Here is a 25,545-nt window from a genome sequence, read left to right as displayed (position 1 = left end):
AGAGAGCGAGGGTTTTAGGCGTAAATGCGGGAAAAGCAAGCCCGAAAGGCCATAGCTACGGATGGAGGCTGTTCAGGACGGCCTGGGCGGCGCGGTGATAAGCCCCGCCCTGGCCCAGCGTGGCGACGACTTCTGCGAGGTCGTTTTGCAGATCACGGCGGCGTATATCATTGGTCAGCAGGTCCACCATTTCGGCGGCCAGGACATCGGGATTGAGGCTTCCCTGGACAAGCTCTTTGACGACCTCCCTTTTGGCCAGGACGTTGATGATGCCGATGTGCTTGATGCGGACGACGGCTTTGGCCACCGCGTAGGTGAGTCCATTGACCTGATAAACCAGGGCATACGGCAGGCCAAAACAGGCGGCTTCCAGGGTGGCGGTGCCGCTGGCCACGGCACCGACCTGGGCGCGCTGCATGAGGTCATAGACGGTGCCGGTTTCGATCCACTGCCGGGCCTCGGGCATGCCCGCAGCATCGGCCATCTGGCGCATGTGGCCGGCCAGGGTTTCATTGGCCGCTGAGACGGCAAAGCGTGCCTGCGGATGCACCATGCGGATGGCCAGGGCGGCCTGGAGCATGATGGGAAAAAGCCGCTTCACCTCATTCAGGCGGCTGCCGGGAAACCAGCCGACGAGGCCGCGCTCGCGCTCCCAATTGCGACGCAGGGTGACCACGCGGTCCACCATGGGATGGCCGCTGAATTCGGTGGGCAGGCCGCTTTTTTCATAGAACTCTTTTTCGAATGGGAAGATGCAGATCATCAGGTCCAGCACCTTGGCCATGGTCTTCACTCGGCCCTTTTTCCAGGCCCAAACCTGGGGGCTGATGTAATACAATATTTTGCTTTTGTAGCCTTTTTCCCGCAGGGCCTTGGCCACGCGCAGGTTGAAGCCCGGGTAATCCACCAGGATCACCGCAGCGGGCTGCTGCTCCAGAATGGCGGTGAGCGTGGCATTGAACTTCTGCTTAAAGTAGCCATACATTTTCAGCACCTCCCACAAACCCACCACTCCCGCCGTCTCCACCCAGTCCTCAATGCCGGCACCTGAGGCTTCTTTCATCCTCGGACCGCCCAGACCGGCGACCTTGATCTCCGGCGCCAGCAGCCGCAGTTCCTTCAGCAAGCCTGCCCCATGGGTGTCTCCGCTGACTTCACCGGCGATGATGTAAAAGGAGGTCATGGGGTGATGAGTTGGACTTGGGGGAAATAGGTGCGGTAACGGACCGGGTCACGTGTCAGCAATGTGAGGCTTTCGGCCTCGGCGTGAGCTCCAATGTAAAAATCGGGAAGGGGAGATGTTTTAATGCCCCCTGACTTCCTGTAGCTCATGAACGCGCGTGCGGCGGAGAATGCTGCGGAATAGGGAAGGGGCAAACGGATGATCAGATCCGGCGGCAGCAATTTGGAATCGAGTTCCGTTTCATTGGCAAATGCCGGTGCGAGTTCTGCGTAGATGATTGGATTGATGGCCGCCTTTCCCTGGCTGACCAAACTGGCCAGTTGAGCACTGGACCAAGCGTACCATTGCAGATCCTTGGTGGCGATATCAATCAGGATGTTCGTATCCACAAGCACCATGGATCAATCCTCCCCGCGTGTGAGCGTCATGAGTTCGTCCGTAGTCAATGTGGTTGCAGCCGATCCCGTTGCTTTGGAGAGCCAGTCATTGACTTCTCCCTGGGTGGGAAGCGTTTTTTGCGGGACCAAATGCAGGCCGTCTTCCTGCGGGATAATATCAACATGACTTCCTGGGCGCAGACGGTAGCGATTTCTCAGAAATTGAGGAATCGTCACTTGGCCTTTGGCGGTTATGGTCATGATTAAAAAGTATCGGTAACCCAAGTGTGGTCAACCAGTTGTATCAGGAGAGTCACTTCTCTCCCAGCGCCGCGTTTTTCTCAATCTGGTCAGTGATTTCCAGGGCGATGCGGACGGCCTCGGCACCTTCCTGGCCGGTGACGACGGGGCGCTTGCCATGGCGGGCGCATTCAACGAAGGCGGCGATCTCCAGCTTCAAAGGTTCGTCCTTCTCCACTTCCACGGCTTCGCGGACGATCTGCATGCCGTCCTTTTTATAGATCCACCCGCTTTGTTCCTGATAGTCGAGCGAAAGATATGAATCCTGCTGGAAAACGCGGATTTTGCGCATCTTCTCCGGGCTGATGCGGCTGGCGGTCAGGTTGGCGATGCAGCCGTTGGCGAATTTAAAGCGGGCGTTGGCGATGTCCTCGCGCTTGGTCAGCACGGGGATGCCCACGGCGTCAATCTGTACAAGTGGAGACTTGACCAAGTGGAGAACGATTTCGATGTCATGGATCATGACGTCCAGGACAACACCGATGTCCATGCTGCGGTTGGGGAAGGGGGAAAGGCGGTGGACCTCAATGAACCGTGGGTGGTCCATGCGGTCTTCGAGCTGGCGCAGCACAGGGTTGAAGCGCTCGATGTGACCGACCTGGAGGATGACGTTTTTGGTCTGGGCCAGCCCGATCAGTGCTTGAGCCTCGTCATAAGATTCGCTGATGGGCTTTTCCACCATGACATGGACGCCCTTTTCCATGAGCGGCTCGGCGACGCGACGGTGATAGATGGTGGGAACGGCGACGGTGGCAGCATCCACACGGGCGGCGAAGTCGGCCAGATCACTCGCGGCCTGGGTGCCATATTGGGCGGCGAAGTCGGCGGCGCGTGCGGGGTCGGCATCATAAACAGCGGCAAAGGTGACGGTGCCTTCACTGCGGCTGGCGATCTCCGCCATGATGCGGGCATGATTTTTACCGATGGCACCGACACCGGCGACGCCGATGCGGAAGGGTTGGGCTGCGGATTCCATGTAGCACCAGCGTTAATGAAGACGGTGGGGGGAGGCAAGAGGAATCGCGGGGAGAGGAGGGGGATTGGTAAACGGGCGCGGCGGAGGTGACGGTCCTGCTGCTTGCAACTTTGGCCAAGGCTTGCCATAGAGCCTTTATGCCTTCCCCCGTCCTCCTTTCTGATATCGGCAACGTGCTCACTTTCTTTGATTTCAGCGTCGCCGCACTGAGGGTGTCGGAGCGCTGCCCGTTTCCGCCAGAGGCACTTTCGGAAAGGCTGGAGGACATCAAGGGGCCTTTTGAAAATGGGGACATGGATGATGACACCTTTGTGCGGGCGGCCATCCAGGCGCTGGAGTTTGAAGGAACGGCGGCGGAATTTGAAGCGATCTGGTGCGATATTTTCACGGAGAATGAGGCGATGAAACGCTCGCTGGCCCCGCTGGTGGGAAAGGTGCCGATGAAGCTGCTCTCCAATACCAGCGGCCTGCACAAGGACTACCTTTTGCGCACGTTTGACATCTTCCGTCCCTTCAGCGGCGGGGTGTACTCTTACTCCGCCAAATGCAGCAAGCCGGGGGAGGAGATCTTTCGGGTGACCATTCAGGAACTGGATCTGGACCCGTCGCAGACGTTTTACATTGATGATCTGGAGCCAAACATCGCCACGGCGCAGAAGCTCGGCTTTGACGTGCATCACTATCATCATCTGGCCCATGACCGGCTGGAGGCTGACCTGGAAGCGTGGGCGCGTAAGCAGGGACTGACCGTGTAAAAAGTCGGCACTCCTCCATTTCGGAGGAGATAAAAACAGCCGTCGTGACGTTTCCTGGAATCATGTTTTTTCGTAGCACCATTCTCTCCATCCTCATCGGCACTCTGCTCGTCGCGGCAGCAGAACCGGAGGTCCGCATTGAAAAAGACATCGCATATCTGGCGGAAGGCCGTACGGAAAAGGCGGATCTTTATCTGCCAGCAGCACAGGAAGGGAAAAAGCATCCTGCTGTGGTGATCATCCATGGCGGTGGTTGGGCGGGCGGGATCAAGGATGCCAAGCGGGAGATCAACATTGGTACGACCCTGGCAGGGCATGGCTATGTCTGCATGAGCATTGACTACCTGCTGCATTCCACGAAGAGCGAAAAGCCAGCATGGCCGCAGAACCTGCATGATTGCAAGACAGCGGTGCGCTGGCTGCGGGCCAATGCGGAACGGCTGAAGGTGGACCCGGATCACATCGGCGTGATTGGCGGTTCCGCCGGCGGTCACCTGGTCAGCATGGTGGGCGTGACACAAGCCAGGGATGGTCTGGATCCGGCGGGTCCGTATGGGGAATACTCCTGCCAGGTGAGCTGCGTGGTGGACATGTATGGCCCCACGGATCTGGTGCAACGAGGTAAGGATCTCTCTGTGCTGCGCGCCACCCTGGCGGAGAATCCGGCGCTTTATAAAGCCTTCTCTGTCACCACCTACCTGGATAAAAATGATCCGCCTTTTCTGATCCTCCATGGCACAGCGGACAAAACCGTAGATGTGAGTCAGTCGGAGATTCTGGCCAAAGCCCTGGCGGAGAAGGGTATCGAGCATCATCTGGAGATCATTCCGGAAGCGCCGCACACCTTTCATTTGCAGCCGAAACAGAAAGATCTCCGTCCTCTGGTGCTGGCCTTTTTTGACAAACATCTCAAGCCTGGGGCGAAGTGACCGCTTGCGGCCCGACGGGTCTTCGCTCAGATGCGAGGCATGTCTGACATCGCTGACCGTCTCCAGGAAATCCGTGACCGCCTAACTAAATCTGCCGAACGATCAGGCCGCAAGGCGGGCGATGTGGATCTGCTGGCCGTCTCCAAGACGTATCCGGTGGAAACGATCCATGAAGCAGTGGACGCGGGGCAGCTTCTGTTTGGCGAAAACCGGGTGCAGGAAATCCTGCTGAAGCAGCCGCAACTTCCGGGAAAATTGCAGTGGCATCTCATCGGCCCTTTGCAGTCCAACAAGGTGCGCAAGGTCCTGCCGTTGGTGCAGATGATCCATGCGGTGGATTCGGTGGACATCGCGAAGGACATCAACCGCATCGGAGGGGAACTGGGGCTGCATCCAAAGGTGCTCATTGAGATCAACCTGGCGGCGGAATCCTCCAAGCATGGCTTCACGCCATCTGCCATCCGGGCGCAACTGGAGGCACTGTATGAGCTGGACCGGCTTTATATCCAGGGAGTGATGTGCATCCCGCCTTTTGATCCCAATGCGGAGAAAAGCCGCCGTTATTTCCGCCAGCTTCGGGAGATCCGGGATGAGCTGGAAAAGTTGGGAGGAGCGCCATTGCCGGTGCTTTCCATGGGCATGAGCCATGACTTCGAAGTGGCCATTGAGGAAGGGGCCACCATTGTGCGCGTGGGCAGTGCCATTTTTGGGGCGCGGGGGAGGTAGAGGGCAAGGCGTGAGGGCGTCCCGCCCTCAATTTGAGGCCAGGATGGCCTCACTCCTTGTTGCCCAAGATCGCTTCGGTCATGCGCATGGCGTGGACATTGGGTTTTACATCATGCACGCGGACGATGCGGGCGCCGAGCTCGCGGGAGTGGGCGGTGAGAGCAACCGTAGGCCAGTCGCGGTCTTCCACATCCTCCGTTTCCAGCAGCTTGCTGATCATGCTTTTGCGGGAGACGCCCACCAGGACGGGGCGGCCCTGGACGGTGAGGTCCGGCAGTGACTGCATGAGGGAAATGTTGTGTTCCAGCGTTTTGCCAAAACCGAAGCCGGGGTCCAGCACGACACGCTCGGAGGCTATGCCGAGATCGGCCAGGATTCGCAGGCGTTGGGTGAAGTAATCTTGAACCTCGGCCACAACATCGCGGTATTCGGGCTGCTTTTGCATGGTGCGTGGGGTGCCGATCATGTGCATGACGACGAGCCCGGCTTCGCTATCGGCGGCCATGCGCAGCATGAGGGGATCTCCACGCAGACCGGTGACGTCGTTGATGATGTCGGCCCCGGCTTCCAGCGCGGCGCGGGCGACGCTGGCCTTCATCGTATCAATGGAGATGAGGGTCTTGGTCTGCGAACGGACGGCGCGGATGACGGGCAGCACACGCTTTAGCTCTTCGGCCTCTTCCACAGGATCGGCACCAGGGCGGGTGGATTCGCCGCCGATGTCGAGGATGTCGGCCCCTTCGGATACGAGGGTCAGAGCGTGCTCGACGGCACGGCCGGTATCCAGGTAACGTCCGCCATCGGAAAAGGAGTCCGGGGTGACATTGACGATGCCCATGACCAGGCCGCGATGGGTGAGGTCATGGTCCAGCCCGTGGATACGCCAGTGGAAATTCATGCGCGCAGTTCAGGCGATTTGCGGGCAAATCACAACACTGATTTCAACAACGCCGCCAGATTTGCGGAGGACGCTCGGCCGGTGCTGACGACTTCCGAGTGGTCCAAGGTCTGCGCTTTGAGCCCGGCAGCCCAATTCGTGAGCATGGAGATGCCGGCTACTTCCATGCCGAGCGCGCGAGCCTGGATGGCCTCCGGCACGGTGGACATGCCGACAGCGTCAGCACCGAGGGTGCGCATCATGCGGATCTCGGCGGGGGTTTCATATTGCGGTCCGAGCGTGGCGGCATAAACGCCCTGGTGCAGCGGCAGGCGGAGCTGGCTGGCGGCCTCAATGAAACGCGCGCGCCAGGGGGCGGAATAGACCTCGCTCATGTCATGAAAATGCGGTCCGCCGAGCAGAGGCGTGCTGCCCAGGAGGTTCAGATGATCCGTGATGAGCATGAGGTCACCGACGGCGAAGCTGGCATTGATGGCCCCGGCGGCATTGGTGAGGATGATGCGCTTAACACCAAATGTGTGCATGAAGCGGATGCCGGCGGTCACTTCGTGTGCCGTAAGCCCCTCATACAAATGACGCCGTCCCTGGGCGATGAGAACCGGTTTTCCATGAACCCGGCTGAGGACAAAACGGCCTGCATGACCGGGCACGGTGGAGGCGCTAAGGCCAGGAATGTCTGCATAGGCAACCTCCGCTTCGATGCCCCAAGCCTCCGCCACGCTTCCCAGGCCGGAGCCGAGCACGATGGCAGTTTCCGGGCAGGCTTTTTCCAGGGCGGCGATGGACATGGCGGATCAATGTCCCTGGCAGACCGAAATGCAAATCTTCCTCAATGTGAGGTGGCTGCGTACCAGGAGTGGATGAGGCCGGCCTGCATCACGAGCGTGGGATTTTCAAAGCCCCCGGCGACCAGGATCGCGCTGACTTCCTCCATAGGCAGCATGGCCACATCCCGGCCATAGGCAGCCCGCATGGACTCCAGCTTTTCTTCAGGTACGTCGGCACCGGTCATCATTCGCATCCACACATCCAGGAGGCCTGGATAAGCAGGTGAAGTCATGTCATAGGCGAGGTCGGCGCTGACCAGCAGGCCGCCGGGGCGGAGACGAATGGAGATTTCCCGGAAATAACCAACACGGTCTGTGCGGGAGAGAATGAAATGGGAAACGAGCAGAGAGGTGGCGGCATCAAAGGCGTCCATGGGCGGAAGGCTTTCCAGATATCCCTCATGGAAGGTGCAACGTGCCGCGATGCCACCTTCCTCCGCCTTGCGGCGGAAGACGGCCAGCATGGGAGCGGAGGGCTCCACGGCGGTGAAATGCCAGCCGGGATTTTTTTGCGCCAGATGCATGATCTCCGCTCCGGTTCCGGCACCGGCGCAGAGGATGCGGGCATTGGCAGGCAGAGGTGAAAAAACGGCATCGGTGAGCAGATGCAGCGTATCGCGGATGGGGGCCAGCTTGGCAAAGTTGGTGTCATACGCAGCCGCGTGGGCTTCGTCGAAAGCGATCTTGGGGGCGGGGGTAGAGTCTTGCATGGAGGTATGATTTTCAGCCCAGTCGTGCCTTCAGTTCATGATACAGACTTTGCACCAGCGGCATCTCCAGGCCTGCACCGGCAGCCTGGCGGATGGGTTCGCCCCAGATGGCCTCCAATTCGACTTCGCGACCTTCCAGGAAATCAATGAGTGAGGAGGGTTTATAGGCGGCCATGGTCCGGGTGTTGGCGACCATGGTCTCGATGAGGTTGTCCGGCAGGGTGTGGCCCAGGGCGGTGGCGGTTTGGATGATCTCCGCCATGAGGGCGCGGACGCGGGCTTCGAGGGCAGGGGCCGCAAGGATGGTCTCGGTATCAATGCTTCCGGCGGCGATGGAGAGGCCGTTGAAGGGAATGTTCCAGACGAGTTTTTGCCAGCGGGCGGCGGCCAGGCTTTCCACGACATGGGCATCAATGAGGCTGCGCTGAAACTCAGCGGCGATTTGATGCGTCCGGGGCAGGGGAGTACGGGTGTGCTCACCCATGTTGATGCGGCCCTGGGCAATGTGGTGAATGACACCCGGCGCGATGCGGTTGATGCAGACGAAACAGAGGCCGCCGAGCACACGCTCGATACCAAAGTTCTGCGCCAGAAACTCCTCATTGCCGAGGCCGTTCTGTAGTGTCAGCAGGACGGTGTTTTCATGCAGCAGCGGCGGGATGAGATCCAGCAGGGCGGCATTGGACGTGACCTTCATGGCGATGATAATGAGGTCGCAGGGGCCAATTTCAGCGGTTGTGCGGTGGGCATTGACTTGGATGCGCGCATCCCCTTGAGGGCTGGTGATGCGGAGGCCGTCACGGACCACCGTTTCATAATCACTGCGCATCAGGAAATGCACGTCATGCCCATGCTGGGCCAGCCTGCCACCATAATAACAGCCGACGGCCCCGGCACCGATGATGGCGATGCGGCCTAATGAAGAGGGGATGATTTTGGACGCGATGGGGGGAGCGGAAGACACGTGAGTGAGAGCGGTGAAAGCGTCCATTATTCCGTGGTGGGCGAGGTTTCCAGAACTTCGCGAGCGACGGATACATTTGCCGAATGATCCTTTTCCGGGCCGGCGTATTCGTCAGATGAAAATAACGGCTTATGTTTGGGTTTCTGTTTTGCTGATGGGTTGGTCAGGCGTGGGAAGAGCCCAGGATGCGGGGGCGGCACGCGTGTTCAAAGCAGGTGCGGCGACCAGCAATATCACTCCGCCATTGGGGCTGGAGATTGTCGGAAACTTCGCCCCACGGCCGATCGCCAGCCACGTGCATGATGAACTGCATGTGCGCTGCCTGGTGCTGGATGATGGGACCACCCGGCTGGCGTTTGCGGTGGCGGATAATATTTCCATGCCGCGTGAAAACTGGGACGAGGCCAAGGCCAAGATTGAGGCCGCCACAGGCATTCCCACCAGCAACATGATGTTTTCGGCCACGCATACGCATTCCAGCGTTTCTTCCGGATCCCATACCAATACATCGCTGGACTACCGGAAGTTCATCATTAGCCGCATTGTGGATGGAGTCATGCGTGCGGTGACGAATCTGGAGCCGGCGCGGATCGCGTGGGGTTCTGGTCAGATGCCCCAGCATGTCTTTAACCGCCGCTGGCTGCTGAAAGAGGGCGTGACAGAGACGAATCCTTTCGGTGAAAAGGATCGTGCCGTGATGAATCCGGGTGGTCTGATCCGGTCCCGCCTGCTCAAGCCTGCTGGCCCTACCAATCCAGAGGTGTATTGCCTATCCGTCCAGGCGCTGGATGGCAGGCAACTTGCCCTGATGGCGAATTACTGGCTGCACTATGTTGGCGGGGTGCCACGTGAGCATCTGTCGGCAGACTATTTTGGTGAGTTTTGCCGTCAGGTGGAGTACTTGCTGGAAGTGGAGCGGCAGGAGCCTCCGTTTGTCGGCCTGCTGGCGAACGGCCCTTGTGGAGATGTGAACAACAATGACTACAGCGGCAAGAGCCCCGCAGTGAAATACGGTCCCTATGAAAAGATCAAGCTGGTGGCCAATGACCTGGCGAAAGAAGTCGTCAAGGTCCAGAAGTCGCTGAAGCATCAGGACTGGGTGCCCTTGAAAGCGGCGGCAGATGAGCTGGAGCTCGTGGTGCGGCGGCCCACACCAGAGATGGTTGCGCGCGCTGAAGCTGTCCTGGCCCGGCCCAAAGAGACAACGCCGGTTCATCGCCACGAACTGGCCTACGCGGAGCGGACTCTGGCTGCACGTGATTACAAACCGGACCGCATCCAGACCGTGACGCAGGCTTTCAGCATTGGTGAACTCGGCATCGCGGCCATCCCGTTTGAGGTCTTTACCGAGATCGGCCTGGAGATCAAAGACCGGAGCCCTTTTCCCAACACCTTCACCATTGAGCTGGCCAATGGCAGCTTTGGTTACCTTCCCACTCCTGCGCACATTGACTTGGGAGGTTATGAAACCTGGCTCGGAACCAACCGCGTGGAGCGCGAGGCATCTGTCAAGATCACCGCTCAGACATTGGAGATGCTGAAGCGCGTCCGGTAACCGGGCTTAAAAACAAGAATCGGCAAAGCCAGGCAGCTTTGCCGATTCCGATCCTGACTTTGTATCAGGCGATCATTTTGCCCTGAATGGGCTTCTTCAGTTCCTCCAACACCAGGCTCACCACCTGCTCAGCCGGGACAAGTTCCTGGCTGCGGCTGACGAGGTTCTTCAGGGCCACTTGCGGATACTCCTGGCCGAAGACGATGGCCAGGCGTGCCTTCTGGTTTTCGGCCGCTTGAAACTGCTTGTTCACTTTTTGCGCATTGAAGCTGAAGTCCACCCGCGCACCGGCGCTGCGCAGGGCCTGCACAGTAGCCAGTGCATGCGGCCGCTGGGCTTCATCGGCGATGACCACGTAGGCCTCTACGCCCTGCTGGGCATTGAGATAATCCGTGATGCCAAGCTGCGCTCCAGGAGTCTTGGAAAGCAGGATGCCGAGCACCACATCCCCCATGGCAAAACCGGCGGCGGGCATGTCCACGCTGCCGTCGCTCATCAGCGCGCACAGCTTGTCATAACGTCCGCCACCTGCGACGGCACGCAGGCCGTGTTTCAGGTCGAAGACTTCAAAAACGGTGCCCGTGTAATAGGCGAGGCCGCGCACGATGCTGGCGTCAATTTTGACATACTGCCAGAGGCCTCGGGCACTGAGGTCCGCCCGCAGCGTGGCGAAGGCAGGGTGCTCGCCGTCGGTGGCCGCCATGAAGGCGCGCACCACATCAAGGCTGAGACCGATAGCCTCCAGTTTTTTAGACGTGTCTTCATGCTTCGCCCGCTCGATCTTGTCAATGATCTGGAGGAAGGAGCTGGTATGCTCTTCGGCGATGTTGTTGTCCGCCAGGAAGGTGGTCCAGATCTGGCGGTTGCTGAGGCGGATGATGAAATCCTCCGCCTGGATGCCGAAGGCCAGCATCACATCAATGGCCAGCGCCACCAGTTCCGCATCGGTGCCCTGGCTGGCATCGCCCAGGATGTCGGCATTGAACTGGATGAACTCGCGGGAGCGGCCTTCCTGCGGTTCCTCATAGCGGAAGCAGGAGCCGATCTGAAACCACTTCATCGGCTTTTTAAAGTCGCGATGACGGGTCGTGGCCATACGGGCCAGGGAAGGGGTGACCTCGGGCCGCAGGGAGATTTCCCGCTCAGCCTTGTCCAAAAAGCAGAAGAGCTGGCTGGTGATCTCGTCGCCGCTTTTTTTGCGGTACAGGTCGGTGGACTCCACGACAGGAGCTTCGTATTCGACAAACCCATAGCGGCGCGCGACAGAGCGCCAGGTGTCGAAGATATAATTGCGCAACGCACACTCCTCGGGGAAGAAGTCGCGAAAGCCTTTGACGGTGCGGAAGGAGGCCATTAGAAGGGCGGACACATGGCCCCCTGCACAATGAATTCAACCAAAATTCAGGCCGGAGGCGATGTCCCATGACTCATGCTGACGGATCTGTTGCTTCGAAATTTTCGCTGCTTTGACGAATGCCGCGTCAAGCTGCATCCGGAGATGACGGTGTTTACCGGTCGCAATGCCCAGGGAAAGACCTCCCTCATGGAGGCAGTGTGCGTGCTTCTGCGGTTGCAGTCGCCGCGCACCAGCAACCGGGCGGAAGTCATCCGCCTGGGGGCCAAGACGATGCTCATTGAGGGAACCCTCGGCGAAAAAAAACTCCGCTGTGCACAGTCGGCCACGATAAGGCGGCTGGCCATTGACGGCAGCGTGTGCGGCCGGTCTGCGGAGTATCTCAGCCATAGCGGGCGGGTGGTGTGGATGGACCACCGGGACATGAACCTGCTGCGCGGCAGTGCGGAGCACCGGCGGCGGTACCTGGACTTTGCTGCCAGCCAGATGTTCCCGGAATATCTGAAGGCGCTCCGCGGTTATGACCGGGCGCTACGCGGGCGGAATCATGTGCTGAAGCGGGATGCGGTCATCCCCTGGCGGCAGGCGGATGCCTTTGCAAAAGTCATGGATGAATTTGCCCAAGTCATCATCGCCCGGCGCAGTGAGCTGGTTGGGATGCTGCAGCCGCACGTGTCCCGCCTCCATGGGGAGCTGAGCGGCGGCAGTGAGCAGGCGCTTTTGAACTATGCCCCCAGCCTGGCAGAGGGCAGCCTGCACGACCGCCTAAATGAGCTGCGCGAGGACGAGCAGCGGAACCGGCAGACCGCCGCCGGGCCGCATCGGGATGACCTGACGCTGATGCTGAATGATCTGGATGCCACCTCCTACGCCTCCGAGGGCCAGCAGCGCAGCCTGGCGCTGGCTTTAAAAATCGCCCAGGCGCACGCCCTGGAACATGCCGCCGGGACACCTCCGTTGCTGCTGCTGGACGATGTCTTTGGCGAGCTGGATGCCCATCGCCGCCGCTCCCTCCTGCGGCTTCTTCCGGCAGGCACCCAGAAGGTCATCACCACCACGAATCTGGACTGGGCGCAGGGGGATGTCATGACTGGGCAGGTGTATGAGGTGGAGGCCGCGAAGGTGCAGCTGGTGGAGTAACCATTTTCACAGTTTTTGATCACAGCGCCGTGGTCATTGCTGCAAAGTTAATGCATGTGTTCAATTGAGTGGAATTCGTCATCCCGACATCCTCTTTGGCGCTTAAAGCCTGGATTCAAGCCTCTTTCACAGGCTGTTTACCTCTTTTCCACCGTGGGGAATCTCTCCTTGACCCTAAAAAACGCCGCCCTTAAACTCGCCGCCTGTCAGGAGCCCGTGGGTGGCGCTGCTTTTGTGAACTGAAAAAAGCGGGATCTCTTCCACTACCGCACAGGGTCCGCAGCTCATTTTCAATCTCAACAATTTCTACAGCTCATCATGCTCGGCAAACTTTTTGGCTTCGTCGCCAACGATATCGGTATTGACCTCGGAACTGCAAACACCCTCGTTTACGTCAAAGATCATGGCATCGTGCTCCGCGAGCCCTCTGTGGTCGCCGTAAAAACAGGCACCAATGAAGTCGTCGCCGTGGGCGATGATGCAAAACGCATGTTGGGGAGAACCCCTGGCGGCATCACCGCCATCCGTCCTTTGAAAGATGGTGTCATTGCAGACTTCCGTGTGACGGAGGCCATGCTGCGCCACTTTATCCGTAAAGTGCATAACAACCGCCGCGCCATGCGCGGTCCGCGTGTGGTCATCGCCGTGCCTTCCGGCATTACCGAAGTGGAAAAGCGCGCCGTTAAAGAAAGTGCCGAGCAGGCCGGAGCGCGTGAGGTTTACCTCATCGAAGAACCCATGGCTGCTGCCATCGGCGTGGGCCTGCCCGTGCAGGAAGCGGCCGGCAACATGATCGTGGACATTGGCGGCGGCACCACGGAGGTGGCCATCATCTCCCTCAGCGGCATCGTTTACAGCCGCAGCGTACGGGTGGCCGGTGATGAGCTGGACGAGGCCATCATCAATTACATGAAACGTGCCTACAACCTCATGATCGGTGAGCGCACGGCGGAGGAGATCAAACTGCGCATCGGCTCCGCGTTTCCTCTGGGCAAGGAAACCACCATGGAAGTGAAGGGACGCGACATGGTCGCCGGCCTGCCGAAGACCATCACCATCACCAGCCAGGAAGTGCGTGAGGCGATGCTTGAACCTTTGAATGCCATCATTGATGCAGTCCGCACCACGCTGGAGCGCTGCCCGCCGGAGCTCTCCGCCGACCTTGTGGACCGCGGCATCATGCTGGCCGGCGGCGGTGCGCTGCTGCGCGGTCTGGACAAGCTGCTTCAAGAGGAGACCGCACTGCCGGTGCACGTGGCCGAGGATCCTCTCAGCGCCGTGGGCGAAGGCACCGGACGTGTGCTCAGCGAGCTGGAGTTCCTGCGCAAGGTGAGCACCACGGAAGTGTGATGACTGATGGAAGCGCAAACCTGATCTTGTTCAATCCATTGTTAGGCTGAACGGGAGGAAAAGGCTGAACCATGAAAAAGCTCAACATCCTGGCGCTGCTGCTCTTCATCGCGGCGGTGGTATCTGTGTTTACTCTGGACACCCCGGTCACACGGGACATTCAGAGCCGCACCATGACCGTGCTCTCACCCTTCATTCATTCGAGTGCGGCGGTGGAGCAGAGTGTCACCGGTTCCTCAGCAACGGTGGAGGACCCTCGTGAGCTGGCACGTGAAAACGAGCGCCTGCAGATCGAGGTGGAACGGCTGCGCATCATCTCCCAAAAGTATGCGCAGACTCTTGAGGAGAATAACAAACTGCGCAGCCAGTTGCAGTTCCAGGAGGCGGCCCCCTTCAAGATGACCGCCGCACGGGTGATCAAGCGCGTCTCTTCTACCTGGTGGAACAGCATGATCATTGACAAGGGGGCGCTGGACGGCCTGGCGACCGACAGTCCGGTCATCAGTGCAGCCGGCCTCATCGGCAAGACCGGCAAGCTGGCTCCGCACATGGCGGAGATCATTCTGCTGACGGATGAAATGTGCCGGGTGTCGGCCAAAATTGAAGGCAGCCATGAGCAGGGCATTTTGGCCGGTGAGCGGGCCGGGCTGGACATGCGTCCTGATCTGCGCCTCCGGTTTCTGAGCAAGAACATCCTTCTCAATCCCGGCGCCAATGTCGTGTCCACAGGTGAAGGCGGCGTTTTCCCGGCCGGTCTTCTCATCGGACGTGTGAAGCGCTTTGAAAACCGGGATCTTTCCGGCGAGGCCATTGTGGAGCCGGCCGTGGACTTTGCGCTTCTGGAGCATGTCTTTGTCGTGGAGATGCAGCCGGTGACGGAGCCGGAGGCAACCGTTGAAACCGCACCGCAGGCGGCTGTGCCGAACCAATGATGTGTTTAAAATGAACCTGGAGACTGACATGATCCTGCAGCCAGGAGCGGCTTGTGCCGCTTCTGCGGCGGGTCTGGTTCGTCATCACCCGAGGCCATGATTTTTTATCCCGTCACATTCCTTTTGCTGCTGCTCACCTTTGCGGTGCAGGAGTTCATTCCGGGGATACCGATGGCCCAGTATGCCACGCTGTTCCTGCCGCCGGTGTTTTTCTTCGCCGCCTCAGTGGCCGTACCGTTTCCGGTCATGCTGTTCATGGCCTTCGTCACAGGTTTCATCTGGGATGCCAGGTATGTGCCAGGCGTTTTCGAGCCGCAGGGGCAGGCAGTTCATTCATTCATCAGTTCGGGCTCTCATCTGCCCGAACTGGACATGGCTGGCGGTGGTTTTGGCTTTGGCCTCTCCATCCTTCTGTTCGGGCTGCTGGGCACCTTTATGCAGGGCGTGCGGCCGCTGTTCAAGCGCGGGCGTCTGGAGCTGCCCGTGCTGCTCGTGGGCTTCACCACCTTTGCCTGGCTGCTCATTGAATATCTCGTCATGACCTTCCTGCGCGGGAGCATCTATTTTCCCCAGATGGTCTGGACCAAGATGATCACTGACACCCTGCTGGCCATGCTGGCAGCCCCCCTGATTTTTCTTTTGCTGTATTCCCTGGCGGGTCTGTCACGATACGAAATTAAATACGAAGGCCTGAGGTACTCATTCGATGGTCGTTAAATACCGCTTCCGTCTCTACTTGCTGACCCTCGCCATGATGTGCGGGTTCAGCCTTCTCATGTACCGCCTCTGGACTCTCCAGATCGTCCGGCATGAAGAGTTCGTGAACAAAGTTCCTGAGGCCAAGCAGCTCCGCGCCCGCATCCCGGGTGTGCGCGGCGAGATCAAGGACCGCAACGGCATCGTACTGGCCACCAACAAGGCCAGCTTCGAAGTGCGTGTGAACCTGCGCGAGGTGTATGAGGAGTATGCACGCCAGTGCCGCGTCAAGAAGTTGGACATCCCCACCGTCCCTTTTGAATACATGGATCGCGGCCTGCCGCGTAAAAAGCAGGAGCCGGACATCGTCCGCATGTTTCAGGAGCTCATCATCGCACGGCTGGAGGAGATGGGCCTCCCCGCACCCAATTATTCAGATGCCCTGCGCATTCATTACCGCAGTTTCGGCGGCGTCATTCCCTGGGTTTACCAGGACAGTCTGTCCTTTTCGGAATTCAGCCAGTTTGCCGAGCACAATCTGGGCCTGCCTGGAGTGACCGTGGCAGAGCGCGGCAGCCGGGTGTACCCCTTTGGCGCTATGGCCTGTCACATCATGGGTTATGTCCGTCTTCCTGACGACCAGCGCGTCTCGGTGGAGGAGCGCAAAGGCTGGGACTACTACCTGCCGGATGATTACGGCGGTGCTGGCGTGGAAAAGAGCTTCGATAAGTACATGCGTGGCAAGCCCGGCGTGCGCACCATGCAGGTGAACGAGCGCGGACGCATCGTTGGCGAGCTCAGCTTTGAAGAGCCGCGCAAAGGCAATGATGTTTATCTCACCCTGGATGCCCGCATCCAGTACATCGCGGAAAAAGCGCTGCGTGACGGCAATGTCGGACGGGGTTCCGTGGTGGTCATCCAGCCACAGACCGGAGATGTGCTGGCGATGGCCTCCGTACCTAGTTACGATCCCAACCGTTTCATCCCCAGCATCCGCCAGGCAGACTGGGATGTGCTGACAAACAATCTCACCGTGCCCCTGATGAACCGGGCCACCCGTCCTTATGTGCCAGGCTCCACCTACAAGGTGCCCATCGCCCTGGCCGGCTGCCTGGCCGGGATTCAGAACCGGAACTTCAATTGCAGCGGCAGTGTCACTTATGGCAGCAAGGCCATGCAATGCTGGATCAAGCGCCAGAGCGGCGGCTCCCATGGATCGCTGAACCTGAGTGATGCGCTCATGCGCTCATGCAACTGCTTCTTTTACCAGTATGGCAACAGCGCCGGCATTGATAACATCACCAAGGTGGGCAAGCTGCTCGGCCTCGGTGAGCGGACAGGGATTGAGCTGGAGGAGGACATGCCCGGCATTCTTCCCAACCCGGCCTGGCTGCGGATGACCAGTCCGAGGGACCGCTGGAGTTCCGGCTACACCGCCAATACTTCCATTGGCCAGGGTTCGGTTGAAGCCTCCCCACTGCAGATGGCCTCGGTGACCGCTGCCGTCGCCTCCGGCAAATCTTTCGTCCCTCATCTTCTGCACCGCGTCATGGATCATGAGGAACTGGTGATGGAGCACAAGCCCGTCCTGCGTTCGGACCTCTCCCAGCACTTCGAGCCCAAGGCCCTGGAAATGGTGCGCAAAGGCATGTGGAAAGTAGTCAATGATTCAGGCGGCACCGCCCGTGGCGCGCGCATCCCGGGTGTGGAGGTCGCTGGTAAAACCGGCACCGCGCAGAACTGGCGCCGCAATGAGAAAAATGTCCGCGTGGTGGACAACCACACCCTGTTCATCACCTTTGCCCCCTACGTTAATCCCAAATATGCCATCTGCATCCTCGTGCAGGGTGGCAAATCCGGAGGCGGCACTGCCGCCCCGGTGGCCCATCGTGTGATGGAGCAGGCGCTGGCCCTGGAAAACGGCTACCAGGTCACCCCGGAGCCGCTCGGAGAGGTGGAGGGGAACTTCAAACTCATCGAGGGAATCACTTATTCTGACATCGGCGTCCCGCTTGTTGCTGCGGCGGACGAAGATGGAGACACGGGCACCGACGAGCCCGCCAATGCATCTACTGACGAGGCGCCCCGCATCCGCAGTGCGCCAAGCATTCGTAGGGAGGCCGACCAGCAAGGGACGTCCAGTGCCAGTTCCAACCGTGCGGTCAAAAAAGCCGAGCCTGTTCGCAGAGCCCCGCTTTTTAACCGTGGAAACAGCACGGACGAATCTTCTCCATCATCCCCCGGTGGTGGTTTTTTCCGTCGGCTATTCCGCCAGTAGAAAACTTTTATCTTCAACCGACTTATCTTTATGCCCCTTGGAATTGTGCAACGAATCAAAGAGTTCATCACCGGAAAAAAAGACATCAAAAGCGGCACCCGCCTGGTCATCAACTGTGAAAAGTTGGAGAACCGCGTGGCGCTGCTGGACAACGGTGTGCTGGAGGAATACACGATTGAACGTGTCGGTACCAGCACCATCGTGGGATCCATCTTTAAGGGCCGCGTCAAAAACATCGAGCAGGGCCTGAAGGCCATGTTCATTGACATCGGCTTGGATAAAAACGCCTTCCTGCATTTCTGGGATGCCATTCCTGAAGCCCTTTCCAACCAGGGCATGGAAGAGGTGACGCGCGGTGGCCAGCAGAAAAAGCGCAAGCGCATTGAGGCCAAGGACATCCCGGATCTGTATCCCGTCGGTTCAGAGATCATGGTGCAGGTCACCAAAGGTCCCATCGGCAACAAAGGCCCGCGGGTCACGACCAACATCTCCCTGGCTGGCCGGCTTCTCGTCCTCATGCCGCAGAACGACCAGTTCGGCATTTCCCGCAAGGTGGAAGACCCCAAGGAGCGCGCCCGCCTGCGCAAAATCATCGAAAAGGTCAACCTGCCTGAAAGCATGGGCCTCATCATGCGCACCGAGGCCGCAGGCAAACGTGCCCGCCACATCATTCGTGATCTCAGCCTTCTCATCGAGCAGTGGAATGACATCGTCGCCAAGCGGGACGGCCAGAAAGCCCCCGTCTGCTGCTTCCAGGAGCCGGAGCTTATTGAGCGCACCGTGCGTGACTTCCTCACCGAAGAAATTGACGAAGTGGCCTGTGATGACCAGGCCACTGTCGAGCGCATGCAGAAAATGGCGGCCCAGATTTCCCGCCGTGCCAAGAGTCGCATCACCCATTACCAGGGGCAGACCGCCCTCTTTGAGCACTACGGCATCCAGAAGCAGATTGATAACGCCTTTTACCGCCAGGTCTGGCTGCCTTGCGGCGGCTACATCGTCATTGATCAAACCGAAGCCCTGGTCTCCATTGACGTAAACACTGGACGTAACAAAGGTGCCAAGGACCAAGACAAGCTGCTGCTGGATACCAACCTGGAAGCCGCCCAGGAAGTGGCCCGCCAGCTCCGCCTGCGCAACATGGGCGGACTCATCGTCGTGGACTTCATTGACATGAAGCACCGCAAGGATCAGCAGGCGGTGTACAAGTTCATGCTCGACCATCTGAAGCGTGACAAAGCCAAGACCCAGGTCCTGCCCATCAGCCAGTTTGGCCTCATGGAAATGACCCGCCAGCGCCTGCATGAAAGCCTCAGCAGCGCCCTTTATGAACCCTGCCCCTATTGTAAAGGCCATGGCCAGGTGAAGACCACCATGACCATGAGCGTGGAACTGCAGCGCCGTCTCATCGCCATTCTCGGCCGGGGCAAGGAAGATCAAAAAAGCCTCCTGGTCATCGTCCATCCGGAGGTCATGCAGCGCCTCAAAACGGAGGACGGGGAACTGCTGGTGGACCTGGAGCGCAAATACGGCGCCCGCCTCACTTTCCGCAGCGATCCGAGCCTGCACCGCGAAGAAATGAAACTGGCCAATGCCGCTACAGGAGAAGAAATTCGCAATTGATCCGGGCAGAAATGCCTGAATGGATTTGAACAAACTTCAATCTGCTGCTTGTCATACTGACCATGCCTTCCGCCTCCATGTCCCCTAAGACAAAAATCATTTTCGGTGCCGCCGGTCTTTTTCTGGCCGCCGCGCTCTACTTTGGCTGGCAGTATGCCGGCTCTGAGCCAGGGGCTCCTGCTGTCGTCGAGACGCGGCAGGATCCGGAACCGAAACCGGACATCCAGCCTCTGGCACCCCGGCCCCTTTCCCCCGCGCCAGCCACCGGCACCGCCACCCAGCTCACGACGGTGGAAGAAGGGGATGAAATGATTGATGCCATCTTGCGGACCGACAAAGAGATCCCTGAAATGGCCCGTGACCTGCATGAGCTGGTTAAAAAGCTCAATGGTGAAGCCCAGGTGAATGCCAGCCAGCACCTGGTCAACCTGACTGAGGATGAAAATTACAACCTGATTTCAGGCTTCCTGGTGGATCCCAAAATGAACCCGGATGTCATTGAGGTGCTCTTCTCTGATTTGATGAACCGTGACCGCGCCCTGCAGCTCCCGCTGTTCATGAACATCCTCAAAAATCCTGAGCATCCTCAAAACGAGGAGGTTCGCAATGTGTTGACCATCCTGGCGGGTGATGACTTTGAAAACGACTATGCCGCCTGGGACAAATGGGCCGAAGAGGAACTGAAATCGCTTGAGGAATAGTTTCCGGATGCCGGGTGCAGACATGAATGTTTGAACCGACTCCGGGAAACGGCTGTCTCCCCTTCCTGCCTTGCATGCTGCACAGGCTTTTGTTATCCTTCAGGCTCTACTAATCGGCCCCATGAAAAATTCTGACGATCTCATGCTCATTCCCCACGAGGAGGGATTTCGTGCATGGCGTCTGCGTGGCGGCAGTATTGCCAAGGCAGAACATGAATCCCGCTCCCGCCGGGGCACCGCCTGGATCGCCCTTCCCGCGCGCAGCCTCGTCACAGTGCCCTTTCGCTTTCAGGGGGTGGACTCCGGACGCCGCGAGGCCATGGCCCAGCTTGAGCTGGAAGCGGCCGGCTTTGGCCAGGAGACAGCGGATACGAACAACTTTGACCTTTGGAACCTGGGTGAGGACGAGCGTGACCAGCGCTCCATCAGCTTTATTCAGGTGTCCTCTCTCCCTGCGGACATCCTTGAAGAAGGCGGCAATGCGAAGTTCGCCCCGTCCGTGGCATTTCATCAGTTGCAGCCTGGAGAGGCCCTCATCTGGCGCGAGGCAGGCACCCTTGTGCTGGCCATTCCGCATGAATCGGGGGCGCCGCTGCATTGCCAGGCACTTGCCGCCCGCGTGCTGGATGCCGATGCGGCTGCGGAGATCCGCTGCATCCTGGCATCGCTTGAGCTTGGCGGCCTGTCACCAGACATCCAAAAGCTGGCCATCGTCAGCACCTCTCTGCAACCGGAAGCCGTCGTGGGTGAGGAACCTGTGCCTCCCATGGAGGACATTCTAACCGAAAGTTTCACCGACGAACTGGACATCCCGGTCACTTTACGGGAGGAGCAGATCCCTTCGCTCCCTGCCCATGCCTCGCGTCTCATTCCCGCCCCTGTAGTGAAGGACAGGCTGGACCGCCAGCAGCGCCACATGATCATGATGGGAGCGCTGGCATTCGCCTTCGTTATGGTGGCCGCACTGGGTGCCTTTGCGGCGCGCGTGGCCTTGCGTGATCATGCGGTTGAGCAGGAACTGGCCCGCCTGGATTCCCTGGAACCGGAGCTGGCCACCATCCGCGATGCCCAGGCTGCCTGGGAAGACATGCGCTTTGCCATTTCCCCGGAGGAGTATCCGGTGGAGTCCCTCCATCAGCTGGTTGGCTTGTTGCCTGAGCAAAACATCCGCATCACCCGTTTTGAAGTGCGTGAAGACGGCATGGTCATTGACGGAGTGGCTTCCAGCCTCGGACACGGCATTGACTTCCGTGAAAAACTCATCTCCCATGAACCATTCAAACGCTGGGTCTGGGACTTCCCCCAACCTATTAACCTCAATGATGGAACGGCCACTTTCCGTGCTGAGGCGCGTCTTCCGGATGTGGACCAGGACCTGGAGGTGACCACTCTATGACCGCCAGTGAACAACGTCTCGCCCTTGGGCTCGGTGCCGTCGTCGTATTCGGCGGTGCTTTTGTCGGCCTGACCAAACTCAGGGCATGGAAACAAACGGTGGACCTTCGTTCCATTGAGATGGAGACCCGCCGTGTTGAGGCGGAAGACCTGCTGGCTCAAAAAGATTTTTGGAATCAGCGTTTCACCTGGTTGGCTGAAAAGCAGCCGCTTTTCACCAGCCGCGGTGACACGGATAATAAATTTTTGAACCAGCTCACTGATTCAGCTGCGGAGTACGGAATTGAACTGGACCAGACCCAGCCCATCGAGCCGTCCGAGAGAGCCGGCATTGTCTCTTCCACCTTCACCATCCAGGCGACTGCCACCTGGGAAGATATGAACAAGTGGTTGCACGCGTTGCAGAAGCCCGATGCCTACATCAGTATCCCCACGCTGACCATGAGTCCCAAAGACGACGACACGACGATGGTCACCGTGAACATGAACATTCAGAAATGGTTCCGCCTGCCGTTATGAGATTATTCATTCTGCTTTTAGTGCTGGGTGCTTGGGGCCTGGATCGCGCATCCGCTCAGGACGACATGGAAGACCCTGCTTACGAAGTCGAGGAAGAGACCGGGGAAATCATCGGGACGGCACCCTCCGTCCTGGATGAAAAAGTCATTCCTGAAGCCTACCCTGGTACCCGTTATCAAAACACCTGGAAAACCAATCCGTTCCTCAAAATCACGACCAGAACCGCTGCTCCGACGAAGAACTGGACCGAGGACTGGGCCCTTTCCAGCATGTTCAAAAGCGAGACGGGAAAGATCTCCATCGGGCTTCAGAACAAGCAGACAGGCGATTTTAAACGCGTCACCAATGAAGATGGGCCTAACAGCGAGTTTCGCCTGGTTCAGGCCAATTTTAACCGCAACCGCAATGAGGCTTCGGTGGAGATCGAGAAAGGCAATGTCAGGGGCACGCTCAAGTATGATGAAAATCTGACCTCCAAGCCGGTCACCATCAACCAGACTTTCAAAGCGCCGACCGCCCCGCCCGGAGTCAATCCAAACGCCCGTCCAGGTCAGCCTGGCCAGCCGGTGAATGTGGCGCAGCCCGGCTTGCAGGGTTTGCCATCGTCCGGGCTGCCACCACGGCCTGGGGTCGCTCCTGCGGTCAGTCCGCAGTCCCCGGCCAGCCCGCCCACCATTTCCCGCCGTCGTAATTTGATACCGGTGCCTCCCGCGCCACCTCCCCAGCCGCCGTCTCCGCCCCAGTAAGCCATTTTCCGCCAGCCCTTTGACATGATTTATCTTTTCCATCGCGTTTTTCTGATCGCCTGCCTTCTGGTGGGTGCGGCTCCTTTGCTGGCGCAGATTCCGCCGCAGTTGCAGCGGCCCACCAACCCGAATGCGACGCCACCTCCCGGCAGCGGGTTCAACCGTCAGCGGCCTGGAGCCCCTCCTTCTTCTGCCCAGCGTCCCGCAGGAACCCCGGCGGCTGCCGGTGAAGAACGCACCGCCATCCGTCCGGAAGATGCAGTGAAGCCCGGCGGCGGTGTGGAACTCCAGTTTCCAAACACCCCGCTTTCCCAGATCCTCCTCGTGTATGAAGAGCTGACCGGCCTTAAAATCATCCGCGATGCCAGCATTGAGCAGGCCACCGTCTCCATCGAGACCACCGGTGAGCTGCCCAAGGACCGCGCCATCATGTTCATCGAAAAAAGCCTTTTGCTGAACGGTTATTCCTTCGTTCCGGCAGGGGACGGCATGGTGAAGATCCTCGGTTCTGACAAAAAGCCCACCAGCGACGGCGCGCCGCTTTTTGAATCCATGGCCGACCTTCCAGAAACGGACCAGGTGGTCAGTTACGTCGCCATTCTCAAGTATCTGAATCCCGAAGATGCGGTCAAGGCGATTGATACCATCATCCCGCGTCACTCCTATGGTTCCATCACACCGGTGCCGAATGCGAAGGCGCTCGTCATTGTCGAAAACAGCAGCACCATCCGCTCCATCCTGGAACTGCTGGACCGTCTGGACGTCAAGCCCGGAGCCACTGTGACCAAGCGCATCCAGCTTGTCCGTGCCGATGCGGAGGATGTCAAAGCCGCTTTGGATGAGATCCTTGGACTGGATGAGAAGGACAATGCTTCCGGCGCACCCGGTACCCGGGCTAACATCCAGGCTCAGCCGGGCATGGTTCCCCAGCAGCAGCTTGCCCCGCTTCCCACCGAGAGCACCGGCTCCGCCGCAGCCGAAGTGGATCCAAAGATCCTGGCGATCCCCCGCACGAACCGTCTCCTGGTCATTGCCATGCCCGAGACCGCCGAATACATTGAAACCCTGGTGACAGAGCTCGATTCTGCTTCCGAATTGCGCACCTTTGTTTCCCGCACGCTGAAGTATCTTGGAGTCGAAGCGGCTATGGGCATCATCAGCGATGCCATCTCACGCACGGAAGGCGATGGGGGCGGCTCTGGCGCTGGCGGCGGTGTCAACAGCCTGGGACAGCCCAGCAGCGGTACCAACAACCGTAACAATACCGGCACAGGCACCGGTGGCACCAGTGGCGGCCTTTTTGGCAACACCGGCGGCAGCGGTTTCGGCAATAACACTGGCGGCGGACTTGGCAGTTCCAGTGGCGGCTTTAACAACAGCGGCGGCGGCTTCGGCAGCAGCGGCGGCGGTTTTGGCGGCGCGGGTGGCGGTTTTGGCTCCGGAGGAGGCAATCTCCAGCCGCTGCGGACTAACAACGGCCCTACCTCTCTGGTGGTCGGGAAGACGCTCCTCATTAGCGATCCTACCGCCAACTCCCTGTTCGCTTCCGGTCCGCCGGAGCACCTGCGCATCCTGAATGAAATCCTGGATGAACTGGACCGCCGCCCGCAGCAGATCCTCATCTCCGCCGTCATTGGGGAGATCCAGCTTGGCCGTGAAGAGTCTTTCGGTATCGAAACTCTCATCCGCGCACGCCGCAATGGCACCGAGACCGGGGCCACCGCAGGTCTTGCCGGTCAGCTTGGCAATTCAATTACGCCTCTGGACCCCCGGCTGCCCATCCCTCTGGCTGATCTGGCCTCACGTTCCGGGCTGACTTTTTACGGGGGCATTCGTGAGGGAATTGACGTCATTCTCAGCGCCATGCACAGCCGTGATGACTTCAAGGTCATTTCCCGGCCTTCCGTGTTCACCATGAACAACACGCCTGCCAACATCAGCAGCGGTTCCTCCTTTCCCATCGCCACTTCCACCCAGGGGTTTGTCGGTGGCGGCGCTAACAACGGCCTGCTATCCAACGTGGCCTACCAGGACGTGGTCCTCAGTCTGAACATCATTCCCCTCATCAATTCCTCAGATGAACTGACCTTGCAGATCTCCCAGGAAAACAGCGAAGTGGCCGGCAGCACCGTCATCGCTGAAAACACCTACCCGGTGCTGACCAAGCAGCAGCTCAACACCGTGGTGATGTGCAAAAACAACTCCACCGTTTTGCTTGGCGGTCTGATCCGCGAAAGCCAGGAGAAGAACAACGTCAACGTGCCCTTCCTGGCCAACATTCCCCTCCTGAAGTATCTCACCGGCTCCACCAGTGATGACAAGGACCGCCGTGAGTTGCTCATTTTTATCCAGCCCCGCATTGTCGAGAGCCAGTTTGACCTGCCTCCGACGCCTGCGGACGGCATTGGTACCAGCCCCTTCGGGCAGGAATCCATGGCCTTCTTTGACCACGAGAAAAACATGGACCGCCAGGCCGCTGAGGCCGCCAAGCAGGCCGCCTTGCAACCCGCCAAACGAAACCGCATCAGCTCCATGCTTCGCAAAATTTTCAGCCGTGAAGAGCCCGACATTGAAGCGCCCAAACCCGTTTACATGGGGCAGTAAATTTGTC

At 59.1% G+C, this 25,545-nt stretch carries 24 protein-coding genes; 15 read left to right on the top strand and 9 right to left on the bottom strand.

Annotated elements, in window-relative coordinates:
- Positions 1-55 precede the first annotated feature (55 nt).
- From lpxB to WJU23_RS06040, 4 genes are read right to left on the bottom strand one after another with little or no spacing between them, the layout of a single operon-like run.
- Complete coding sequence (lpxB, locus tag WJU23_RS06055; protein WP_346331644.1) at positions 56-1,183, bottom strand: lipid-A-disaccharide synthase; 1,128 nt, start codon at positions 1,181-1,183, stop codon at positions 56-58.
- Complete coding sequence (locus tag WJU23_RS06050) at positions 1,180-1,581, bottom strand: type II toxin-antitoxin system VapC family toxin (protein WP_346331643.1); 402 nt, start codon at positions 1,579-1,581, stop codon at positions 1,180-1,182. Before WJU23_RS06050 ends, lpxB begins: the two co-directional genes overlap by 4 nt.
- A gap of 3 nt (positions 1,582-1,584) precedes the next feature.
- Positions 1,585-1,821, bottom strand: coding sequence for an AbrB/MazE/SpoVT family DNA-binding domain-containing protein (locus tag WJU23_RS06045; RefSeq protein WP_346331642.1), 237 nt, complete (start codon positions 1,819-1,821; stop codon positions 1,585-1,587).
- 52 nt (positions 1,822-1,873) lie between these two features.
- Positions 1,874-2,836, bottom strand: a complete 963-nt coding sequence (locus WJU23_RS06040) for a Gfo/Idh/MocA family oxidoreductase (protein ID WP_346331641.1) — start codon at positions 2,834-2,836, stop codon at positions 1,874-1,876.
- A gap of 137 nt (positions 2,837-2,973) precedes the next feature.
- Here WJU23_RS06040 and WJU23_RS06035 point away from each other — a divergent pair, with 137 nt between their 5' ends.
- From WJU23_RS06035 to WJU23_RS06025, 3 genes are all read left to right on the top strand, one after another.
- A complete protein-coding gene (locus tag WJU23_RS06035; protein WP_346331640.1) occupies positions 2,974-3,591 on the top strand; it encodes an HAD-IA family hydrolase in 618 nt (205 codons plus the stop codon).
- A 62-nt stretch (positions 3,592-3,653) separates the two neighbouring features.
- A complete protein-coding gene (locus WJU23_RS06030; RefSeq protein WP_346331639.1) occupies positions 3,654-4,520 on the top strand; it encodes an alpha/beta hydrolase in 867 nt (288 codons plus the stop codon).
- A 39-nt stretch (positions 4,521-4,559) separates the two neighbouring features.
- The gene (locus tag WJU23_RS06025; RefSeq protein ID WP_346331638.1) at positions 4,560-5,246 is read left to right on the top strand and encodes a YggS family pyridoxal phosphate-dependent enzyme; all 687 of its coding nucleotides are present in this window, start codon (positions 4,560-4,562) and stop codon (positions 5,244-5,246) included.
- Positions 5,247-5,295: 49 nt separating this feature from the next.
- On the opposite strand, the gene folP is transcribed toward WJU23_RS06025, so the two are convergent.
- From folP to WJU23_RS06005, 4 genes are read right to left on the bottom strand one after another with little or no spacing between them, the layout of a single operon-like run.
- A complete protein-coding gene (gene folP / locus WJU23_RS06020; RefSeq protein ID WP_346331637.1) occupies positions 5,296-6,144 on the bottom strand; it encodes a dihydropteroate synthase in 849 nt (282 codons plus the stop codon).
- Between the two features lie 29 nt (positions 6,145-6,173).
- On the bottom strand, positions 6,174-6,932 hold the full coding sequence (locus WJU23_RS06015) for a purine-nucleoside phosphorylase (RefSeq protein WP_346331636.1): 759 nt from the start codon (positions 6,930-6,932) through the stop codon (positions 6,174-6,176).
- A gap of 41 nt (positions 6,933-6,973) precedes the next feature.
- Complete coding sequence (locus tag WJU23_RS06010; RefSeq protein ID WP_346331635.1) at positions 6,974-7,681, bottom strand: class I SAM-dependent methyltransferase; 708 nt, start codon at positions 7,679-7,681, stop codon at positions 6,974-6,976.
- A gap of 13 nt (positions 7,682-7,694) precedes the next feature.
- Entirely contained in the window at positions 7,695-8,645 is a 951-nt protein-coding gene (locus WJU23_RS06005; protein ID WP_346331634.1) for a 2-dehydropantoate 2-reductase, read from the bottom strand.
- Positions 8,646-8,814: 169 nt separating this feature from the next.
- Here WJU23_RS06005 and WJU23_RS06000 point away from each other — a divergent pair, with 169 nt between their 5' ends.
- Positions 8,815-10,200 (top strand): neutral/alkaline non-lysosomal ceramidase N-terminal domain-containing protein, encoded by a 1,386-nt coding sequence (locus WJU23_RS06000; RefSeq protein ID WP_346331633.1) that lies wholly within the window; start codon positions 8,815-8,817, stop codon positions 10,198-10,200.
- Positions 10,201-10,264: 64 nt separating this feature from the next.
- On the opposite strand, the gene hisS is transcribed toward WJU23_RS06000, so the two are convergent.
- Positions 10,265-11,569: a histidine--tRNA ligase gene (gene hisS, locus WJU23_RS05995; RefSeq protein ID WP_346331632.1), complete on the bottom strand. Its 1,305-nt coding sequence runs from the start codon at positions 11,567-11,569 to the stop codon at positions 10,265-10,267.
- Between the two features lie 60 nt (positions 11,570-11,629).
- On the opposite strand from hisS, the gene recF reads away from it, so the two are divergent.
- From recF to WJU23_RS05940, 11 genes are all read left to right on the top strand, one after another.
- The gene (recF, locus tag WJU23_RS05990) at positions 11,630-12,694 is read left to right on the top strand and encodes a DNA replication and repair protein RecF (protein WP_346331631.1); all 1,065 of its coding nucleotides are present in this window, start codon (positions 11,630-11,632) and stop codon (positions 12,692-12,694) included.
- Positions 12,695-13,012: 318 nt separating this feature from the next.
- Positions 13,013-14,044, top strand: coding sequence for a rod shape-determining protein (locus tag WJU23_RS05985; protein ID WP_133796388.1), 1,032 nt, complete (start codon positions 13,013-13,015; stop codon positions 14,042-14,044).
- Positions 14,045-14,115: 71 nt separating this feature from the next.
- Complete coding sequence (mreC, locus tag WJU23_RS05980) at positions 14,116-14,976, top strand: rod shape-determining protein MreC (RefSeq protein ID WP_346331630.1); 861 nt, start codon at positions 14,116-14,118, stop codon at positions 14,974-14,976.
- A 96-nt stretch (positions 14,977-15,072) separates the two neighbouring features.
- Complete coding sequence (locus WJU23_RS05975; protein WP_346331629.1) at positions 15,073-15,693, top strand: hypothetical protein; 621 nt, start codon at positions 15,073-15,075, stop codon at positions 15,691-15,693.
- The gene (mrdA, locus tag WJU23_RS05970; protein ID WP_346331628.1) at positions 15,683-17,950 is read left to right on the top strand and encodes a penicillin-binding protein 2; all 2,268 of its coding nucleotides are present in this window, start codon (positions 15,683-15,685) and stop codon (positions 17,948-17,950) included. Before WJU23_RS05975 ends, mrdA begins: the two co-directional genes overlap by 11 nt.
- A gap of 30 nt (positions 17,951-17,980) precedes the next feature.
- Positions 17,981-19,573: an Rne/Rng family ribonuclease gene (locus WJU23_RS05965; protein WP_346331627.1), complete on the top strand. Its 1,593-nt coding sequence runs from the start codon at positions 17,981-17,983 to the stop codon at positions 19,571-19,573.
- Between the two features lie 77 nt (positions 19,574-19,650).
- Positions 19,651-20,274: a hypothetical protein gene (locus WJU23_RS05960; protein ID WP_346331626.1), complete on the top strand. Its 624-nt coding sequence runs from the start codon at positions 19,651-19,653 to the stop codon at positions 20,272-20,274.
- Positions 20,275-20,395: 121 nt separating this feature from the next.
- Positions 20,396-21,670, top strand: a complete 1,275-nt coding sequence (locus WJU23_RS05955) for a hypothetical protein (RefSeq protein WP_346331625.1) — start codon at positions 20,396-20,398, stop codon at positions 21,668-21,670.
- Positions 21,667-22,188: a hypothetical protein gene (locus WJU23_RS05950; RefSeq protein WP_346331624.1), complete on the top strand. Its 522-nt coding sequence runs from the start codon at positions 21,667-21,669 to the stop codon at positions 22,186-22,188. Before WJU23_RS05955 ends, WJU23_RS05950 begins: the two co-directional genes overlap by 4 nt.
- Positions 22,185-22,934, top strand: coding sequence for a hypothetical protein (locus tag WJU23_RS05945; protein ID WP_346331623.1), 750 nt, complete (start codon positions 22,185-22,187; stop codon positions 22,932-22,934). The genes WJU23_RS05950 and WJU23_RS05945 overlap by 4 nt, the downstream gene beginning before the upstream one ends.
- 24 nt (positions 22,935-22,958) lie before the next feature.
- Positions 22,959-25,538 (top strand): secretin N-terminal domain-containing protein, encoded by a 2,580-nt coding sequence (locus tag WJU23_RS05940; RefSeq protein ID WP_346331622.1) that lies wholly within the window; start codon positions 22,959-22,961, stop codon positions 25,536-25,538.
- The last annotated feature ends 7 nt before the right edge of the window (positions 25,539-25,545 follow it).

The sequence above is a fragment of the Prosthecobacter sp. SYSU 5D2 genome, assembly GCF_039655865.1.
Classification (GTDB): domain Bacteria; phylum Verrucomicrobiota; class Verrucomicrobiia; order Verrucomicrobiales; family Verrucomicrobiaceae; genus Prosthecobacter.
This window is presented reverse-complemented; position numbering and strand designations above follow the sequence as displayed.

Bases quoted from the DNA above. Each gene is read 5' to 3' on its own strand.
- WJU23_RS05960 (WP_346331626.1), top strand. From the start codon at position 19,651: ATGTCCCCTAAGACAAAAATCATTTTCGGTGCCGCCGGTCTTTTTCTG.
- WJU23_RS05950 (WP_346331624.1), top strand. From the start codon at position 21,667: ATGACCGCCAGTGAACAACGTCTCGCCCTTGGGCTCGGTGCCGTCGTC.
- WJU23_RS06015 (WP_346331636.1), bottom strand. From the start codon at position 6,932: ATGTCCATCGCCGCCCTGGAAAAAGCCTGCCCGGAAACTGCCATCGTG.
- WJU23_RS05940 (WP_346331622.1), top strand. From the start codon at position 22,959: ATGATTTATCTTTTCCATCGCGTTTTTCTGATCGCCTGCCTTCTGGTG.
- WJU23_RS06040 (WP_346331641.1), bottom strand. From the start codon at position 2,836: ATGGAATCCGCAGCCCAACCCTTCCGCATCGGCGTCGCCGGTGTCGGT.
- mreC (WP_346331630.1), top strand. From the start codon at position 14,116: ATGAAAAAGCTCAACATCCTGGCGCTGCTGCTCTTCATCGCGGCGGTG.
- WJU23_RS05975 (WP_346331629.1), top strand. From the start codon at position 15,073: ATGATTTTTTATCCCGTCACATTCCTTTTGCTGCTGCTCACCTTTGCG.
- WJU23_RS05965 (WP_346331627.1), top strand. From the start codon at position 17,981: ATGCCCCTTGGAATTGTGCAACGAATCAAAGAGTTCATCACCGGAAAA.
- mrdA (WP_346331628.1), top strand. From the start codon at position 15,683: ATGGTCGTTAAATACCGCTTCCGTCTCTACTTGCTGACCCTCGCCATG.
- WJU23_RS05985 (WP_133796388.1), top strand. From the start codon at position 13,013: ATGCTCGGCAAACTTTTTGGCTTCGTCGCCAACGATATCGGTATTGAC.
- WJU23_RS05955 (WP_346331625.1), top strand. From the start codon at position 20,396: ATGAAAAATTCTGACGATCTCATGCTCATTCCCCACGAGGAGGGATTT.
- WJU23_RS06035 (WP_346331640.1), top strand. From the start codon at position 2,974: ATGCCTTCCCCCGTCCTCCTTTCTGATATCGGCAACGTGCTCACTTTC.
- recF (WP_346331631.1), top strand. From the start codon at position 11,630: ATGCTGACGGATCTGTTGCTTCGAAATTTTCGCTGCTTTGACGAATGC.
- WJU23_RS06045 (WP_346331642.1), bottom strand. From the start codon at position 1,821: ATGACCATAACCGCCAAAGGCCAAGTGACGATTCCTCAATTTCTGAGA.
- folP (WP_346331637.1), bottom strand. From the start codon at position 6,144: ATGAATTTCCACTGGCGTATCCACGGGCTGGACCATGACCTCACCCAT.
- lpxB (WP_346331644.1), bottom strand. From the start codon at position 1,183: ATGACCTCCTTTTACATCATCGCCGGTGAAGTCAGCGGAGACACCCAT.
- WJU23_RS06010 (WP_346331635.1), bottom strand. From the start codon at position 7,681: ATGCAAGACTCTACCCCCGCCCCCAAGATCGCTTTCGACGAAGCCCAC.
- WJU23_RS06050 (WP_346331643.1), bottom strand. From the start codon at position 1,581: ATGGTGCTTGTGGATACGAACATCCTGATTGATATCGCCACCAAGGAT.
- WJU23_RS06030 (WP_346331639.1), top strand. From the start codon at position 3,654: ATGTTTTTTCGTAGCACCATTCTCTCCATCCTCATCGGCACTCTGCTC.
- WJU23_RS05945 (WP_346331623.1), top strand. From the start codon at position 22,185: ATGAGATTATTCATTCTGCTTTTAGTGCTGGGTGCTTGGGGCCTGGAT.
- WJU23_RS06025 (WP_346331638.1), top strand. From the start codon at position 4,560: ATGTCTGACATCGCTGACCGTCTCCAGGAAATCCGTGACCGCCTAACT.